The following is a 14,989-nucleotide window of genomic DNA, read 5'->3' on the forward strand; positions in this document are numbered from 1 at the left end:
CTCCAGGATGTGTAGTTATAGCCAGTTTAGTCCGAAACGGCAAGGACGTACAGCGTCGCCCCGAGGGCACGCCGACTCCCGGGGGAACAGCGGGCAAGGCGAGACCCAGCAGCGACATCGTCGCGATGCGGCTCGCTGACCGCCCCCAGGAAAGCGGCGTGCCGGACAGGGCGGCTTGAAGGGCAATGAAAGCAGAGGAGCGCCATCCCATCCGGGATGACGCTCCTCTGCTCAAAATTATTTGAAGTTTTTCAGTGCCCTCCAATCAGATAAACAGATTTGTTATTTCATCTGTCTACCTATTGGGGAGCATATCAAACCGTTCAGCGGGTTTTCTTGACTTCCTGTCAGCGTCGGAATGCCCCTTCAACATCTTCCGTCGGAACGACGTTAATAAAGACGTGTGAATCGGCATCTTTACAGATACGGGTAATCTCACGCACTTCGTGGCGTTGGGCGACCATCATGAGCGTCGCTTTCTCGACTTTCGAGTACGTACCGATCGCTGGCATGAGCGTGATGCCGCGGAACACGTGTTGGTGCAACTCTTGCGTCACTTCGTCTGGATGATTCGTGACGATGAAGAGCGTCTGACGCTGTGTATTCGTGTAAATCTCATCGATGACTTTCGACGTCACGTACAAGAAGACGATCGTATACAGCGCCGTCGGCCATCCGAACAAAGCACCGGCCCAAAGCGCGATCATCATGTTCATGAGGAACAAGTAGACGCCGACCGAGTTGTTCGTGAACTTCGCTAGGATGAGGGCGACGATATCAAACCCTCCGGTCGAGGCACCGAACCGAATCGTGATGCCTGACCCGATGGCGAGCAATACCCCGCCGAAGACGGCGTTTAAGAGTGGATCGTCCGAGAGGAGCTGCGATTGCGGAAGCACGCGAATGAACAAGGTGACCGAGGCAACGCTGATCAACGTATGGATCATCATGTTCTTTCCGAGCATAAAATAACTGACGACTAAAAGCGGTACGTTCAAGATGAAGAACCAAATGCCTTCACCGAGCTCAAACGGCGTACCGGCAAATAAGGTCGTGAAAATTTGGGCCAAGCCCGTAAACCCAGTCGAGTAAACCCCCGCTGGGATTAAGAATAATGTCATCGATAATGCGACGAACACTCCCCCGATGATCGAAACGATCCCGATGCGCGCGTGTTCTTTAACGGATTCCGTCAAGTTCTGTCTCCCCTTTCAAAATTAGCTAAGCATCAAGATAACATACATTCAAAGCCATGCCTACAACAAAAATAATGGGATGTGCCCGCCTGTATCACAAAAAAGCAAGCCGGCCGAAGCCGACTTGCTGCCCTGATACGTTTGGTCACGCTTTCACTGTCTCGATCGTCACTGAATCATTCGCCGGAACCGTTACCGCGTTTCCGTACACACGAATCGTAACGTCCGTTCCATTTGTCTGTTTGATCGTCACTTGTTCACGCGTCGATGTGACCGTCAAGTGATGGCCGCGCCAGAGCACGTTGAACGAGTAACCGTCCCAATCTTTCGGGATCATCGGGCTGAACGTGAGTTCGGTCTCGAGGGCGCGCATCCCAGCGAAGCCGTGGACGATCGCCATCCACGAACCGACCATCGATGTGATGTGAAGACCGTCTTCTGTATCGTTGTTGTAGTTATCAAGATCGAGTCGGGCTGAGCGTTGGTACAGCTCGACCGCTTTGTCTTCATAACCGACTTCAGCTGCCACGATCGAGTAGACACAAGGCGACAAGCTCGACTCATGCACCGTACGCGGCTCATAGAAGTCGAAGTTCGCACGTTTTTGTTCGAGCGTGAAGCGGTCGCTGAACGTGTACAGGCCTTGGAGCACGTCCGCCTGCTTGATAAAGTTCGAGCGGAGGATGCGGTCCCACGACCAATTTTGGTTAAGTGGCAAGTGTTTCGGATCGAGGTCTTTCACTAAGATCTGCTCTTTATCCATGAACCCGTCTTGCTGCATGAACACGTCCGGGACGAGGTCGTCTTTCGGATAGTACATCTTCGTTTGGATATCAGCCCACTTCGCGAGTTCCGCATCCGTCAAGTTGAGCGTTGCTGTCAACTCGTCGAGTCGTGCCGGTTCTGCTTCTTTCAAGTAGTTGTACACTTCTTGCGTGTACTCGAGCGTCCAAGCGGCGATCAAGTTCGTGTACCAATTGTTGTTGACGTTGTTGTCGTATTCGTTCGGACCTGTGACGCCTAGGATCATGTACACGTCTTTGTGTGGTACAAAGTTGACGCGGCTAGCCCAGTAACGCGAGATCTCGACCAATACTTCAAGTCCGTATTGACCTAGGTACGACTTGTCGCCCGTGAAGTTCGTGTAGTTGAAGATCGCATGGGCAATCGCACCGTTCCGGTGAATCTCTTCATGGGTGATCTCCCACTCGTTGTGGCACTCTTCCCCGTTCATCGTCACCATCGGATACAAGGCGCCCTTCATCCCGACGTTTTTGACCGAGTTCTCTTTCGCTTGCGGCAATTGATTATGACGATATTTGAGCAAGTTCCACGACACTTCCGGCTTCGTCGTCGCCAAGTAGAAGTGGAGGCAATACGCTTCCGTGTCCCAATACGTGGCGCCACCGTACTTCTCGCCCGTGAACCCTTTCGGTCCGATGTTGAGACGTGAGTCTTCGCCCGTATACGTTTGATACATGTTGAAGATGTTGAAACGGATGCCTTGTTGCGCTTCCGCGTCGCCGTCGATGCGGACGTCCGCGTTTTCCCAACGGGCGAGCCAAGCTTCCGTCTGTTCCGCCAAGAGCGTCTCGAACCCTTTCTCGAACGCGGCTTCAACGCGCTGCATGCCGACTCCTTGCAAATTGTCAATTTCATGATCACGGTTCGTGACGACCGATACGTACTTGTACGCCGTTGCCATCTCACCCGCTGCCGCTTTGACCGTGAAGCGGTTCGCGACGTAGAGGTCGGTCGCATCGAGCACTTCACAGCGTGCGTCTTCGACGTCGGCGATCATCGACGCCGTGACGTGCCAATCAAGTTTCTTCGTTTTTGTCGTGACGAAACCGAACCGTTCTTCGACGCCGTGTTCGACCGGCAACCAGAATTTCTCATCGTAGTTCGAGTCTTCGTTGACGACGTCCCCGTCTAGATAAGGAGTGAATTCGATTTTCGCTTCATAGTTCACCGGGGTGACGTTGTAGCGAATCGCCAAAATCTCTTTGTCGACGATCGAGAAGAAGCGAACGACTTCGACGTTCGTCTCCTCGGATCCGTTCACGAGCGTGAACGTCCGCGTGAGGACACCGCGCTGCATATCGAGTTCGCGTGTGAAGCCTTTGACTTCCCACTTCGCCAAGTCGACAGGCGTCCCGTTGATGGCGACACGCAGGCCGGCCACGTTCGTCGCGTTCAATACTTTGGCAAAGTATTCCGGATATCCATTTTTCCACCAACCGACACGCGTCTTGTCGGGATAGTAGACGCCCGCCACGTAAAATCCTTGGTGCGTATCGTTTGAATAATCTTCTTCAAAGTTCCCGCGCATCCCCATGTGCCCGTTACCGAGCGAGGTGATCGATTCTGCGAGACGGTTCTCGTTCGGGTGAAGCCCTTCTTCCGTTACTTTCCATTCGTCGACTGCAAACAATCGTTTCATCTGTCTGCCACTCCTTTTTCTCTACAAGGCTACTTGTCAGTAGACAACCGAATCGTGCAACCGCTTGTCTATGAAAGCGCTGTATTTTTAATCTCACCTCTCATTTTACACGACTACACCGAGAATGCAATCGTTTGCATAAAAGTTTTTCATTCTTTTTTTGTCACTTTTGGAACGAAAAAAACCTACCCTGCCTCATTGGGCCAGAGTAGGTACGTCTGTATCACACGTCTGAATCGCGACCGAAGGCGGCGTTCGCTTCATGACCTTCAAAGGCCGGGTTGTCGCCATCGTTGAATCCGGTATCGGGCTCATCGAGAATGAGGGCATACCCACCGTCCATAATGTCCCCGTACGCTTTGTTGACGTCATCATCGGCCAAACCGAGATCGAGGAGTGCCCGTTTCACTTCCTGCTCTCCTTCGGCGACGCCCGCGAACTTCTGCATCCAAGAAGCGTTCGCTTCCTCGACTTTCGCGTCAGTGTTCCGTTTGACGAGCGAGACGTTATCCTCGTCTCTCGCGACGACGTAAAGGTCTTTCTCGTCGTACCCGTCTTGGCTCAGTTGATCAATCTTTGAGACGAGTGCCGCCTCGTCTTTGTACGTATCAACAAATCGTTTGTTACTCATCATTTATCATCCTTTCTAGGTGTTGGATTGTCCTCGATCGTGATCTTGCCTTGTCCCACTTGCCTAATATCAATCTCTTCTTTACGGAGCGTCTCGGTGACCGTCTTCGTATCTTCATCCACTTGCTTGCGGACGATGATCTCTTCGACGACGACTGGACGCTTGACGATGAAGGCGCGCTCTTCGATGACTTGGATACGTAGTTGGTCCCCTTCGTCGATCGTCCGGATGCCAGGTTTGTCGAAGTCGTAGTCTTCAATCACATTTTCAGAACCAGCAAGGCGCTCTACATGTAGGTGTTCCCTCCGAACCGGTACTTCAATCGTCTGTTCAGTCTCGGTTACATGCTTGTCGATGACGAGTTCCCCCGTCTGCACCGTTTCTTTTTCAACCGCGAGTCGCTCCTCGTGGAGTTCAAGCGTCTGTTCTTCATGCTCCTTGGAAGAAGCGCGCGGCAATCGTTTAATGTCCGCCATCTCCTCGTTTTGATCCGCGTCGACGTAAAGGAACAACCGTCCTTGCTCGACTTCACCCACGAATCGTTCCTGCTGCTCGCGCGTCAACCGCATACTGCCGAGCCAGCGCTCGATTGGCCGTTCGCTTGACGTGACGAGAGACGCCACCGTATCCGGCTCATCCGCGACTAGTACGTATAGTTTTGAATGGCGTCGGATGGCGTCAGCCGTTTCAGTCCGTTTGACGAAGACGTACATGTCTTCTTCTTTATATCCTTCTTGCTTCAAATCGATCGTCCGCTTGAGCAACACCTCGGGTTGGTCAAATACTTCAGAGATGATGGCATGTTTCATAACATTCGTTCCTCCTGTAAGATGAATTGGCGAAAAAAAGGATGGTCCCTCAGAGAGAGCCATCCTTGTCGAGGTGCTTGGTCATCCAATTAGATCCGGTCGCGCTCATCACGGCGCTTATGGTCAGCGTCATGTTTTTGATGGCTGTTTTCGCCTTCGATATGGGCTTCTTCTTTACGAAGCGTCTCGCGTACCGTCTCTGTATCTTTCACTTTGTCTGTGCCGACGACAATCTCTTCGGCCACGACGTCTTTCTTCGTGACATCGACGCGTTCTTCTGTGACTGGCACACGAATCTCGTCGCGATCTGTCGTCGCATCGAACGAATGGCCCGTCGCTTCACGGTCCCCGTCGACTTGACGTCGTTCGACGTGCACTTCGTCATGCTCGACTTCGACATCGACCCGTTCTTCGTGCTCGACGACTTCTTTTTCGACTCGGACTTCACCGGTCTGAACGCGCTCTTTATTAATTTGGAGGCGCTCTTCGTGAAGCTCAAGCTTTTGCTCGTCCGTCAAGTCGGTACGGTTGCGAATGTCCTCGTCCATGTCATGGTGACGGTCCGCTCCGACTCCCGCGCCCGTTGCGCCAAGTCCGGCACCTGTCGTCCCGAGGTCATGATCACGCGACGTCATGTTTCCAGCCTCGTTCCCTTCAGAACCATAGCCCGCTGACGTGCGACCGCCTTCGAACGTGTCGTTGCGACCGTTGTCCAAGACGCCGTCGTCTGTATCTAATAACAAGACGAAGTCGCCTTTTTCGATATCTTGATGGTGGCGTGCCGTCTCCTCTTCTGAGAAGCCGAGTTTATCAAACGTATGGCGCACTTCATCGCCGCCGTCTGCGACTCCGAAGAAGCGATCGAGCCACGATGCTTTCGTTTCTTTTACTTCTGCATCCGTTTCGCCGCGAACCATCGAAAGGTTCGATTTATCTTTTACAACAACGTACAGGTCGTCCTCGCGGTGTCCCGCCGCGCGAAGTTCATCAATTTTCGAGACAAGCTCTGCTTCTTGATAGTAAGTCCCTACGTAACGTTTGTTATCCATGATTGTATCTCCCTTTCAAATTCTATATTTTTTTGGTTATTGGCCGGACTGCTCTGTCGTGATTTGCTATTTTGCCGGTAGTATAAGTGTTCCCTCGTACTTTGTTTTCAACCGCTTCTCGCACAACTGTAATCTGTTTGTAACGCCAGGACTTTTGTCGGATTGAACGTTCTTTCTTTGTATGCGTTAGAATCCGCACAAAAAACCTTCCGCACGAAAACGGAAGGTTTCAACTCATTCAGCCGCATGGCTATTCTTTTTTTGACCACACGACTGGCGGACGACTAAATAGTGCGGGACGATGACACGTTTCCCGTACGGTGGTGCACTATCGCCGATTTGTTCGATCAGACAGTTCGTCGCCTCGAAACCGAGACCGAAGATGTTGATTTCGACTGAAGTGAGCGGCGGATTCGAATGCTCAGCGATATAGACGTTGTTGAAACTGACGACAGCGACGTCTTCAGGGATTTTCAGACCCATCTCACTGAGCGTGCTGATGACACCGAGCGCCATCATATCATCACTGACGACGACAGCCGTCGGTGGCTCATCGACATGAAGCAGTTCCCGGACCGCTTTGGCGCCACCTTTCGTCATGAACTCGGCACGGGCGATGTAGTCTTCCCGTACCGGGATCCCGGCTTCCATAAGCGCCGTCGCGTACCCGTTGCGACGGTCTTGCGTGACAGCCAATTTATCCGATCCGCCAATGAAGGCGATGCGGCGGTGACCGAGGTTGTACAAGTGCTTCGTCACTTCACGACCAGCTAAGTAGTTGTCCGTATCGACGTACGTGATTGACGAGGCGTCCCCGAACGGCTTCCCGACGACGACGAACGGGAACTTCGTCTGCCGCAAATATTGGACGACTTTATCGTCTTCGCGTGAGTACAAGACGATGACACCGTCGACCCGGCGACCTTGGACCATCTCGATGACACCCGACAGCACTTCTTCTTCGGTCACACCGGTCGTCATGTACAACGAATAACCGTTTTGATGGGCTTTCGTACTGATTCCGCGCAACACTTCCGGGAAGAACGGATTTTGGAGTATTTTCGTCGCCGCGCTCGGCATGACAAGACCAATCGATTGTGTCGAGCGGTTGGCGAGACTTCTTGCATGGATGTTCGGATGGTACCCGAGTTCTTCCATCGAACTACGAACACGTTCTTTCGTTTTCTGGCTAATTCGCGGACTGTTGGCGATGACGCGTGACACTGTCGACGGTGCGACGTTGGCGTGTTTGGCGACATCTTTGATCGTGATTTGCATGGTGCTCCCCCTTGCTTCCGTTAATTCATTGTTCCCTGCGACAGGGTATTCAGTTCGCGCCGCGGCGTCGCTTCCACATGACCAGACCCGTCAAGAACAGCGGGATCGTGACGACGAGCAGACCAAGCGTCCACATGTTCACTTCCGATTCCTCGACGACATAGGCGTTGGCGCTCTCGCCAGCGAGCTTGATGGTGAACGTGCCACGTTTTTCCGTGACAAGTTGTGAGAACAAGAGACCGCGGAGCCGTTGATCTTCACCGACTTCGCTTACCTCGAATTCAATCTCTGTATCCTCATCGTTCATATTGATGGCGTACAAGGCGACCTCGTCGCCGTCGCGACGCTCGAACACGGCCATGCCGTCTTTCGAGGCAATCATCCGTTGCTCTCCAGTGGCGAAGACGGGATAGTCTTCCCGCATCCGGTTCATCGTCGCGACGTACTCATGTAACTCTTCATTCCCTGGGAAATCCGTCATCACCCGGTTGGCCGGATCGGCCCCACCGGTTTGCGCGTTTTCTGTCCCTTGGAATAAAATCGGCATACCAGGCGACGCATAGAGCGCGAACAGCGCTAGGCGAAGTCGCCGCTCTGCCGACTCGGCTCCCCCAAGTCCAGCGACGTGCATGAACCGCTCGACATCATGGTTGTCCAGGAACGTCGCCATTTGGTTCGGATCGTTGAAAAACGTCTCGGCGTAGCTTGCCGCCACGTCGATCTCGTCGACGTTGGCGTGCTTTTGCGTCATCGTCTTCGAGACGCGATCATAGAACGTAAAGTTTGTGACGCTGTTAAATCCTAAATTGTCGTACTCGGCGACGTATTGTGGATTCGGGTCGAACACTTCGGCCAACAAGTAAAAGTCTGGGTCGACCGCTCGCACCGCTTCGACGAAGTCTTCCCAAAACGGCTTATCGACGTGGCGGACCGTATCGAGACGATAGCCATCGATGCCGGTCTCTTCAATCCAATAAGTAGCGGCGTCGATCAAATAGTCTTTCACTTCAGGGTCTTCCGTTTTAAAGTCCGGCAAGTCGAACAACCAGTGCGTCTCGACTTGCTCTTGGTCTTGCCAGAGCACGATCGGCAACTCGTCATGGAACCAGTCCGGTCGTTCCTCGACCCACGGATGTTTCGGACCGACATGGTTGACGACGAAGTCAAGAATGACTTTCATATCGCGCTTATGCGCCTCATCGACGAGTTCTTGCAAATCTTCTTTCGTCCCGAACTGGGGATCGATGTCATAAAAATCTTTGATCCAGTAGCCGTGGTAACCGTCCGGCATGTTCTGAAACACAGGCGTCAACCAAATCGACGTAAATCCGAGCGATTCGATGTAGTCGAGTTTTTCGATCACACCTCGAATGTCGCCTCCGTGAAACGCTTTTGGATCATCCTTGTCGACTTGGTCGTTGTTGTCAGGATTCCCGTCAACGAACCGGTCGACCATAATAAAGTACATGCGTTCTTGTTCCCATGTTGCTGCTTCTTTCGCTCCGACGATTGTAGGAAACAAAAGAAGCGACAGGAGAACGAGCACGACGCCTCGCCTCATATCGCTTCCCCCTTTTTGAGTATTAACCTTTCGTACCACCCGCAGTGAGACCGGAGACGAAGTAACGTTGGAATATGAAGAACAAGAGGACGATCGGGAGGGCCGAAAGGACGGCGCCTGCCGCGAACAACGTGAAGTTGTTGTCGAATTGTCGCGAGATCATATTGTAAAGTCCAACCGCTAGCGTCTGCTTCTCAGGTGTACGCAGGACGAGCGATGCCAAGATGAAGTCGTTGAACGGGCCCATAAAGTTGAACAAGGCGATCGTTGCGACAATTGGCTTCGCGAGCGGCAAAATGATTTGCCAGAAGATACGAAGGTGACCGGCACCATCCATCCGAGCAGCCTCATCGAGCTCTTTCGGAATCGTATCGAAGTAACCTTTCGCCAGGTACGTGTTCATCGGAATCGCCCCACCGGCGTACAGCAGAATCAGCGCTGTATGCGTATCAAGAAGGCCGAGCATGTTGAGTAACACAAAAATCGCGATGATGGCAACGAATTGCGGGACCATCTGCAAGACGAGGAACAAGATGAGCGAGTTCTTCCGTCCGACGAAACGGTAACGCGAGAACACATAACCAGTAATCGTTACTAAGATGACGGCGAGCGCCATCGTGATGAACGCGATCTTCAACGTATTCACATACCATAAACTATAATCCGAAATTGTTAGGTCAAACAAGTTTTTGTAGTGAATGAGCGTCGGGTTTGACGGAATGATCGTCGACGTGATCGTACGACCCGGGTTAAATGACGTTCCCATTACCCACAGCATCGGATAGAGAATAATGATCGACGCAAGCGTCAAGATGACATAAGAGAACGCCAAATTGATTCGTTTTTGTTTTTTCATATCAGATCATATCCTCGTCTTTGAAAGATTTTGTCCGACGGAACTGGATGACGGCTAGAGTCATGATGAAGAATGACAAGATGAGCGTGATCGCAGCCGCAAGTCCGTATTGCGGGTTGGCCCCGAGCGACAATTTGTAAATCCATGAAATCAAGATGTCGGTACCACCGGCAGTTTGTCCTGGAACAGCCGGCCCACCACCGTTGAAGAGATAGATGATGTTAAAGTTGTTAAAGTTGAACGTGAACTGCGTGATGAGAATCGGTGCTGTTGCGAACAAGAGCATCGGCAATGTGATCAGACGGAACTTATCAAAGATGTTCGCGCCGTCAATCGTCGCAGCTTCATACAAGTCACCCGGGATCGACTGCAAGACACCGGTCATGAGCGTCATGATGAACGGGAAACCGAGCCACCATTGAATCAAGATGAGCGCACTACGTGTCGCTGTCGGGTCGGTCATCCAGCTAATCGGATCGAGACCAAAGGCCGGCAGGATTGTCGTATTGAACACACCGAACGACTCATTGAACATCGAGCGGAAAATCAAGATCGTGATGAACGCTGGTACGGCCCATGACAAGATCAAGATTGAACGGAACAAGCGCCGGAACCGAAGTCCTTCTTGGTTCAACAGAACGGCAAGGAAAATCCCGATCGCGATGACACCGACCGTTGAAGCGACCGTCCAGACGAGCGTCCAACCGAGAACGCCGACGAACGTGTCGCGCCAAATGTCGATTTCAAAGATGCGCGTAAAGTTTTCGAACCCGATCCACTCGACGAGTTTTGCCGGTGGCGCGTTGTTGTAACGATAGTTCGTGAATGCGATCAAGAACGTAAAGATCAGCGGCAACACGACTGTGAAGACGAGCAAGATGAGCGACGGGATCAACATCAAGTATGGGAATCCATGGTCACGCAAGTTGCGAAGTTGCACTTGGAACGTTGGCACGTTTAGGTGCTGATCACGAATGCGACCGACTCGGTAAGCGTCACGAATGTTCCAAATGTAGAACGCGATACCGAAGAACAGTAAAATTATTGCGACAATACCTTCTACCATCAAGAAGATGGAGTGGTCGTTACGAGGTCCCGCTACTTCGCCAAGCGTGATCAATCCCCAAAGGCCACCACGGTCACCAGGTCCGGCGCCCGCCCCTTTGAAAAACAGATCGTAGTTTACTGCAAAATAAGACATGATGACGATAAAGAACGCGATCGCCTTCGCACGTTGGTTGTTATAGAACTGCCCCACTCCCGGAATGATCGAGAGTAATGCGGCGTTCCGAGCATGGTTGGTCGGTTTGTCCGGTCGTTGTTCCGGTGTTTTTGGGTTCGGAATTGAAGCCATCCTCAATTTCTCCTTTCAATTTGAGCAAATCAATCGAGCAAGCGTTTGCTCAATTTCAGAAAATGAGGGGGAACGCCATGTGGCGTACCCCGTCATTTCACATCCTTATTGGTTGTTTGCTTGGATTTGTTGCTCGATGACTTTAACAGCCTCGTCAGCTGATTTTTGTGCATCTTGCTTGCCAGTCGCTACGAGCTGAAGCGCTTGTGCCATTGGCTCCCAAACTTGTCCCATTTCAGGAATGTTCGGCATTGGGATTGCATTTGTCGCTTGATCGAATACCGCTTTCGCAACTTCGTTCGATGTGATTGTCTCATTCGACTCGAGTGCTGCTACCGGTGGGATTTCGTTGTATGCTTCAAACATTTTCAATGCGTTCTCTTCGTTTGTAAGTTCTGCGAGGAACATTTCAGCCCACTCTTGGTTCTCAGTGTACGCAGAGAGTGCATATGTTTTCACACCCATGAACGTCTTGATTGGCTCACCGTTCGGAAGTGTTGGCATTGCCGCCGCTCCGAGGTTGACGCCAGCATCTTGGTAACCAGCAACAGCCCAAGGTCCGTTCATAACTGTGTGTGCTTTCTTCTCAGTGAAGAGTTGGTCCATCGCTTGGCCGCCAGACTCGCCGACCAATCCTTTAGGGAAGAGGCCTTCTTGGTACCATTTGCCGATGTAGTCGAATCCTTTGACTGCGCCTTCGTTGTTCAAGCCGATGTCGGTTGGGTCGAGCGCGCCGCCGTCTTCTTTGAAGACGTAACCGCCGAAGCCTGCAATTACACCGTGAGCGAAGTAGAAGTTATCCCAAAGACCGAGGAAGCCGTACTCGCCTTTGTCTTTAAGATCTGTAGACAACTTGTAAAGGTCGTCCATTGAAGCAGGAGCTTCTGAAACCAAATCCTTGTTGTACATGAGGACTGGTGTTTCAACTGATTTAGGATAGCCGTAAGCTTGTCCGTCGAACATGACAGCCGATTTCGAAGCATCTGTGAACGCTTCGAGCGCGCCTTCGTCAGCGAGCGGTGCCAAGTGACCTTGGTCAGCGATCGTGCCGATTTGGTCGTGCGGTACGAGAACGATATCTGGACCTTTACCAGCCGGGCCGTCAAGCGCCAACTTGTCTTTTTGGTCCGTCATTTGAACTTCGACGACTTCTACTGCGACGCCGTGTTCTTCTTCAAACGCTTTCGCAACTTCTTTCGTCGTTTCCGACTTTTCAATATCTTCCCAAATTACGATTTTTTCTGGCTTGTTCTCGCTAGTAGAACCGCCTTCGTTAGTAGAACCGTTATCCGTACCGCCGCCACATGCAGCAAGTGCACCGAAAGCTAATACTGCCGTTGAAAGTCCTGCTACCATTTTTTTCATCTTCATGATGAAAAACCTCCCCAAGGAAATTAGTATGGTCAGATTTGCGCACACGTACTGAACGACTGATTTTAATCAACTCCGCTACGAAATCAGCCGCTCAGTGAAAACGTTTGCATCCTCACCTCAATTTTTATTATACAGTTGTGTAAGCGTTTTACAAGACTTTTTTTTACGATTTTTTCTTGTAGGTATCCCATTTATCTCTTTTTCAACGTTTCTACGTTCAATTGTTCAATAATTGTTATGAACAGTGATTGACAAAATGTAAACGCTTTATTACCCTTTGCTTGAGCAAACGTTTTCGCAACTGTCATTTCTTTTCGGAACAGACAGTGTAAAATGGTTACAACCCCAATCGAGAAAGGAACGATTTCACTTGATCAAAGAAGCTATTTATCATCGCGCCATGTCCCCTTTCGTTTATAAATACGACCGGGAAACGATCCATATTCGGTTTCATACGAAAAGAAATGATATCCAATCTGTTGACTTAATTTGGAACGACCCATACGACTGGCATTCAGAAGACCCGGCGATGTGGAACTTTGACCCGGACAAGCCGAGCTACTGGCGCACGTTCGAGACACCAATGGAACAAATCGGCCACGACGACCAGTACGACTACTGGTTCATCGCGATCAAGCCGCCGTTCCGTCGCCTCCGTTACGGGTTCCGGCTCCATGACGGCAATGAGACGGCCGTCTATACGGAAAAAGGCTGGTTCGAAGATAAACCGCTCGACGATACGGGTTATTACTTCTGTGTCCCGTTCATCAACCCGATCGACATCTTCCACGCCCCGTCATGGGTCAAGGACACGGTCTGGTATCAAATCTTCCCGGACCGGTTCGCGAACGGAGACGCGTCACTCGATCCTGAAGGGACGCTCGCCTGGAACAGCACTGAGCCAACGATCACAAACTTCTTCGGTGGCGACTTCCAAGGCATCATCGATCATATGGACCACATCGTCGAACTCGGGATCACCGGCATTTACTTCTGCCCGATCTTCAAAGCGACGACGAACCATAAATACGACACGCTCGATTATATGGAAATCGACCCACAGTTCGGGACGAAAGAGCAGTTCAAACAATTGGTCGACTTGCTTCATGAGAACGGGATCAAAGTCATGCTCGATGCGGTGTTCAATCACGTCGGCTACAACCATCCTTGGTTCTTAGACGTCGTCGAAAACGGGCCGCATTCCGAGTATCGCGACTGGTTCTATCTCCGCGACTTCCCGATCGAGACGGCACCGAAGCCGAACTACGATACGTTCGCTTTCGAGAAGAACATGCCGAAGATCAACACCGAACACCCGGCGTTGAAAGCTTATCTATTAGATGTGGCCCGTTATTGGGTCGAAGAGTTCGGCATCGATGGTTGGCGCTTAGACGTCGCGAACGAGGTCGACCACGCGTTCTGGCGTGACTTCCGTCGCACTGTAAAAGAAGCGAACCCCGAAGCGTACATCCTCGGTGAGATTTGGCACGATGCCCAACCGTGGCTTCAAGGCGACCAGTTCGATGCGGTCATGAACTATCCGTTCACGAACGCGAGCTTAAACTACTTCGCGCTCGATCGGACGACGGCGTCACAGTTTCGGGACGAGTTGACGCGTGTCGAGATGATGAACACGATGAACGTGAACGAAGTGACGTTCAACTTGATCGACTCTCATGACACCCCACGGGCCCTCACTCGGGCAAAAGGGCATAAAGGGAAGTTCAAACTCCTCATGACTTCGATGCTCACGTATACGGGTAGCCCATGTATTTACTATGGTGATGAGATCGGGCTCGAAGGCGAGCAAGATCCGGGCTGCCGCCGCTGCATGCCGTGGGACGAGGCCGAGGAAGACCGTAACTTGTTCCGCTTCGTCCAGAAGTTGATCCAGCTCCGCAAAGATCACCCGGTGCTCGCGAACGGCGGATCGTACCGGTTCAACCTCGTCGACGATGAAGACAACGCCCTCATCGTCGAACGGAGCTCGAAAGACGAGACGTATTTGATCTACTTCAATAACTCAGATACGTTGTCTACGCTCAACCCGCTCTGGCATACAGGTGGTGCCCACGATTTACTGAACGACCGGGACGTAGACTCACTTGAACTTGAACTCGCACCGTATAGCGTTTCCATTTTGAAACTGAAATGACGACGTTTGACCACCCATTTGCGAGGGCACTGAAAAACTTCAAATAATTTTGAGCAGAGGAGCGTCATCCCGGATGGGATGGCGCTCCTCTGCTTTCATTGCCCTTCAAGCCGCCCTGTCCGGCACGCCGACTCCTGGGGGCGGTCAGCGAGCCGCATCGCGACGATGTCGCTGCTGGGTCTCGCCTTGCCCGCTGTTCCCCCGGGAGTCGGCGTGCCCTCGGGGCGACGCTGTACGTCCTTGCCGTTTCGGACTAAACTGGCTATAACTACACATCCTGGAG

Annotated in this window: 11 protein-coding genes; 1 reads left to right on the plus strand and 10 read right to left on the minus strand. The window is 51.8% G+C overall.

Going from position 1 to position 14,989, the window contains the following annotated elements; genetic code table 11:
- Positions 1-347: 347 nt before the first annotated feature.
- The 10 genes from EVJ26_RS14055 to EVJ26_RS14100 form a co-directional block, all read right to left on the minus strand.
- Complete coding sequence (locus EVJ26_RS14055; RefSeq protein WP_131459078.1) at positions 348-1,196, minus strand: YitT family protein; 849 nt, start codon at positions 1,194-1,196, stop codon at positions 348-350.
- 145 nt (positions 1,197-1,341) lie between these two features.
- The gene (locus EVJ26_RS14060; RefSeq protein ID WP_131468566.1) at positions 1,342-3,639 is read right to left on the minus strand and encodes a glycoside hydrolase family 65 protein; all 2,298 of its coding nucleotides are present in this window, start codon (positions 3,637-3,639) and stop codon (positions 1,342-1,344) included.
- 223 nt (positions 3,640-3,862) lie between these two features.
- Positions 3,863-4,270 carry a general stress protein gene (locus EVJ26_RS14065; protein ID WP_236634117.1) on the minus strand — a complete coding sequence of 136 codons (408 nt, stop codon included), beginning with the start codon at positions 4,268-4,270 and terminating at the stop codon, positions 3,863-3,865.
- Complete coding sequence (locus EVJ26_RS14070; protein WP_161566973.1) at positions 4,270-5,079, minus strand: YsnF/AvaK domain-containing protein; 810 nt, start codon at positions 5,077-5,079, stop codon at positions 4,270-4,272. The genes EVJ26_RS14065 and EVJ26_RS14070 overlap by 1 nt, the downstream gene beginning before the upstream one ends.
- Before the next feature lie 89 nt (positions 5,080-5,168).
- Positions 5,169-6,128 carry a DUF2382 domain-containing protein gene (locus EVJ26_RS14075; RefSeq protein WP_131470774.1) on the minus strand — a complete coding sequence of 320 codons (960 nt, stop codon included), beginning with the start codon at positions 6,126-6,128 and terminating at the stop codon, positions 5,169-5,171.
- A gap of 234 nt (positions 6,129-6,362) precedes the next feature.
- A complete protein-coding gene (locus EVJ26_RS14080; protein WP_070327828.1) occupies positions 6,363-7,406 on the minus strand; it encodes a LacI family DNA-binding transcriptional regulator in 1,044 nt (347 codons plus the stop codon).
- Positions 7,407-7,455: 49 nt separating this feature from the next.
- Positions 7,456-8,967 carry an alpha-amylase family glycosyl hydrolase gene (locus EVJ26_RS14085; RefSeq protein WP_131459083.1) on the minus strand — a complete coding sequence of 504 codons (1,512 nt, stop codon included), beginning with the start codon at positions 8,965-8,967 and terminating at the stop codon, positions 7,456-7,458.
- Between the two features lie 22 nt (positions 8,968-8,989).
- Entirely contained in the window at positions 8,990-9,823 is an 834-nt protein-coding gene (locus tag EVJ26_RS14090) for a sugar ABC transporter permease (RefSeq protein WP_070327830.1), read from the minus strand.
- A 1-nt stretch (position 9,824) separates the two neighbouring features.
- A complete protein-coding gene (locus tag EVJ26_RS14095) occupies positions 9,825-11,177 on the minus strand; it encodes a carbohydrate ABC transporter permease (RefSeq protein WP_131470776.1) in 1,353 nt (450 codons plus the stop codon).
- A gap of 105 nt (positions 11,178-11,282) precedes the next feature.
- Positions 11,283-12,548, minus strand: coding sequence for an extracellular solute-binding protein (locus EVJ26_RS14100; RefSeq protein WP_131459085.1), 1,266 nt, complete (start codon positions 12,546-12,548; stop codon positions 11,283-11,285).
- A gap of 373 nt (positions 12,549-12,921) precedes the next feature.
- On the opposite strand from EVJ26_RS14100, the gene EVJ26_RS14105 reads away from it, so the two are divergent.
- The gene (locus tag EVJ26_RS14105; RefSeq protein WP_131459086.1) at positions 12,922-14,706 is read left to right on the plus strand and encodes a glycoside hydrolase family 13 protein; all 1,785 of its coding nucleotides are present in this window, start codon (positions 12,922-12,924) and stop codon (positions 14,704-14,706) included.
- Positions 14,707-14,989: the final 283 nt, after the last annotated feature.

It is taken from the genome of Exiguobacterium sp. SH3S1, assembly GCF_004337105.1.
Classification (GTDB): domain Bacteria; phylum Bacillota; class Bacilli; order Exiguobacteriales; family Exiguobacteriaceae; genus Exiguobacterium; species Exiguobacterium aurantiacum_A.

What these genes read in the sequence shown, in the direction of transcription:
- EVJ26_RS14060 (WP_131468566.1), bottom strand. Translation starts at nt 3,639, where the DNA reads ATGAAACGATTGTTTGCAGTCGACGAATGGAAAGTAACGGAAGAAGGG.
- EVJ26_RS14065 (WP_236634117.1), bottom strand. Translation starts at nt 4,270, where the DNA reads ATGAGTAACAAACGATTTGTTGATACGTACAAAGACGAGGCGGCACTC.
- EVJ26_RS14070 (WP_161566973.1), bottom strand. Translation starts at nt 5,079, where the DNA reads ATGAAACATGCCATCATCTCTGAAGTATTTGACCAACCCGAGGTGTTG.
- EVJ26_RS14075 (WP_131470774.1), bottom strand. Translation starts at nt 6,128, where the DNA reads ATGGATAACAAACGTTACGTAGGGACTTACTATCAAGAAGCAGAGCTT.
- EVJ26_RS14080 (WP_070327828.1), bottom strand. Translation starts at nt 7,406, where the DNA reads ATGCAAATCACGATCAAAGATGTCGCCAAACACGCCAACGTCGCACCG.
- EVJ26_RS14085 (WP_131459083.1), bottom strand. Translation starts at nt 8,967, where the DNA reads ATGAGGCGAGGCGTCGTGCTCGTTCTCCTGTCGCTTCTTTTGTTTCCT.
- EVJ26_RS14090 (WP_070327830.1), bottom strand. Translation starts at nt 9,823, where the DNA reads ATGAAAAAACAAAAACGAATCAATTTGGCGTTCTCTTATGTCATCTTG.
- EVJ26_RS14095 (WP_131470776.1), bottom strand. Translation starts at nt 11,177, where the DNA reads ATGGCTTCAATTCCGAACCCAAAAACACCGGAACAACGACCGGACAAA.
- EVJ26_RS14100 (WP_131459085.1), bottom strand. Translation starts at nt 12,548, where the DNA reads ATGAAGATGAAAAAAATGGTAGCAGGACTTTCAACGGCAGTATTAGCT.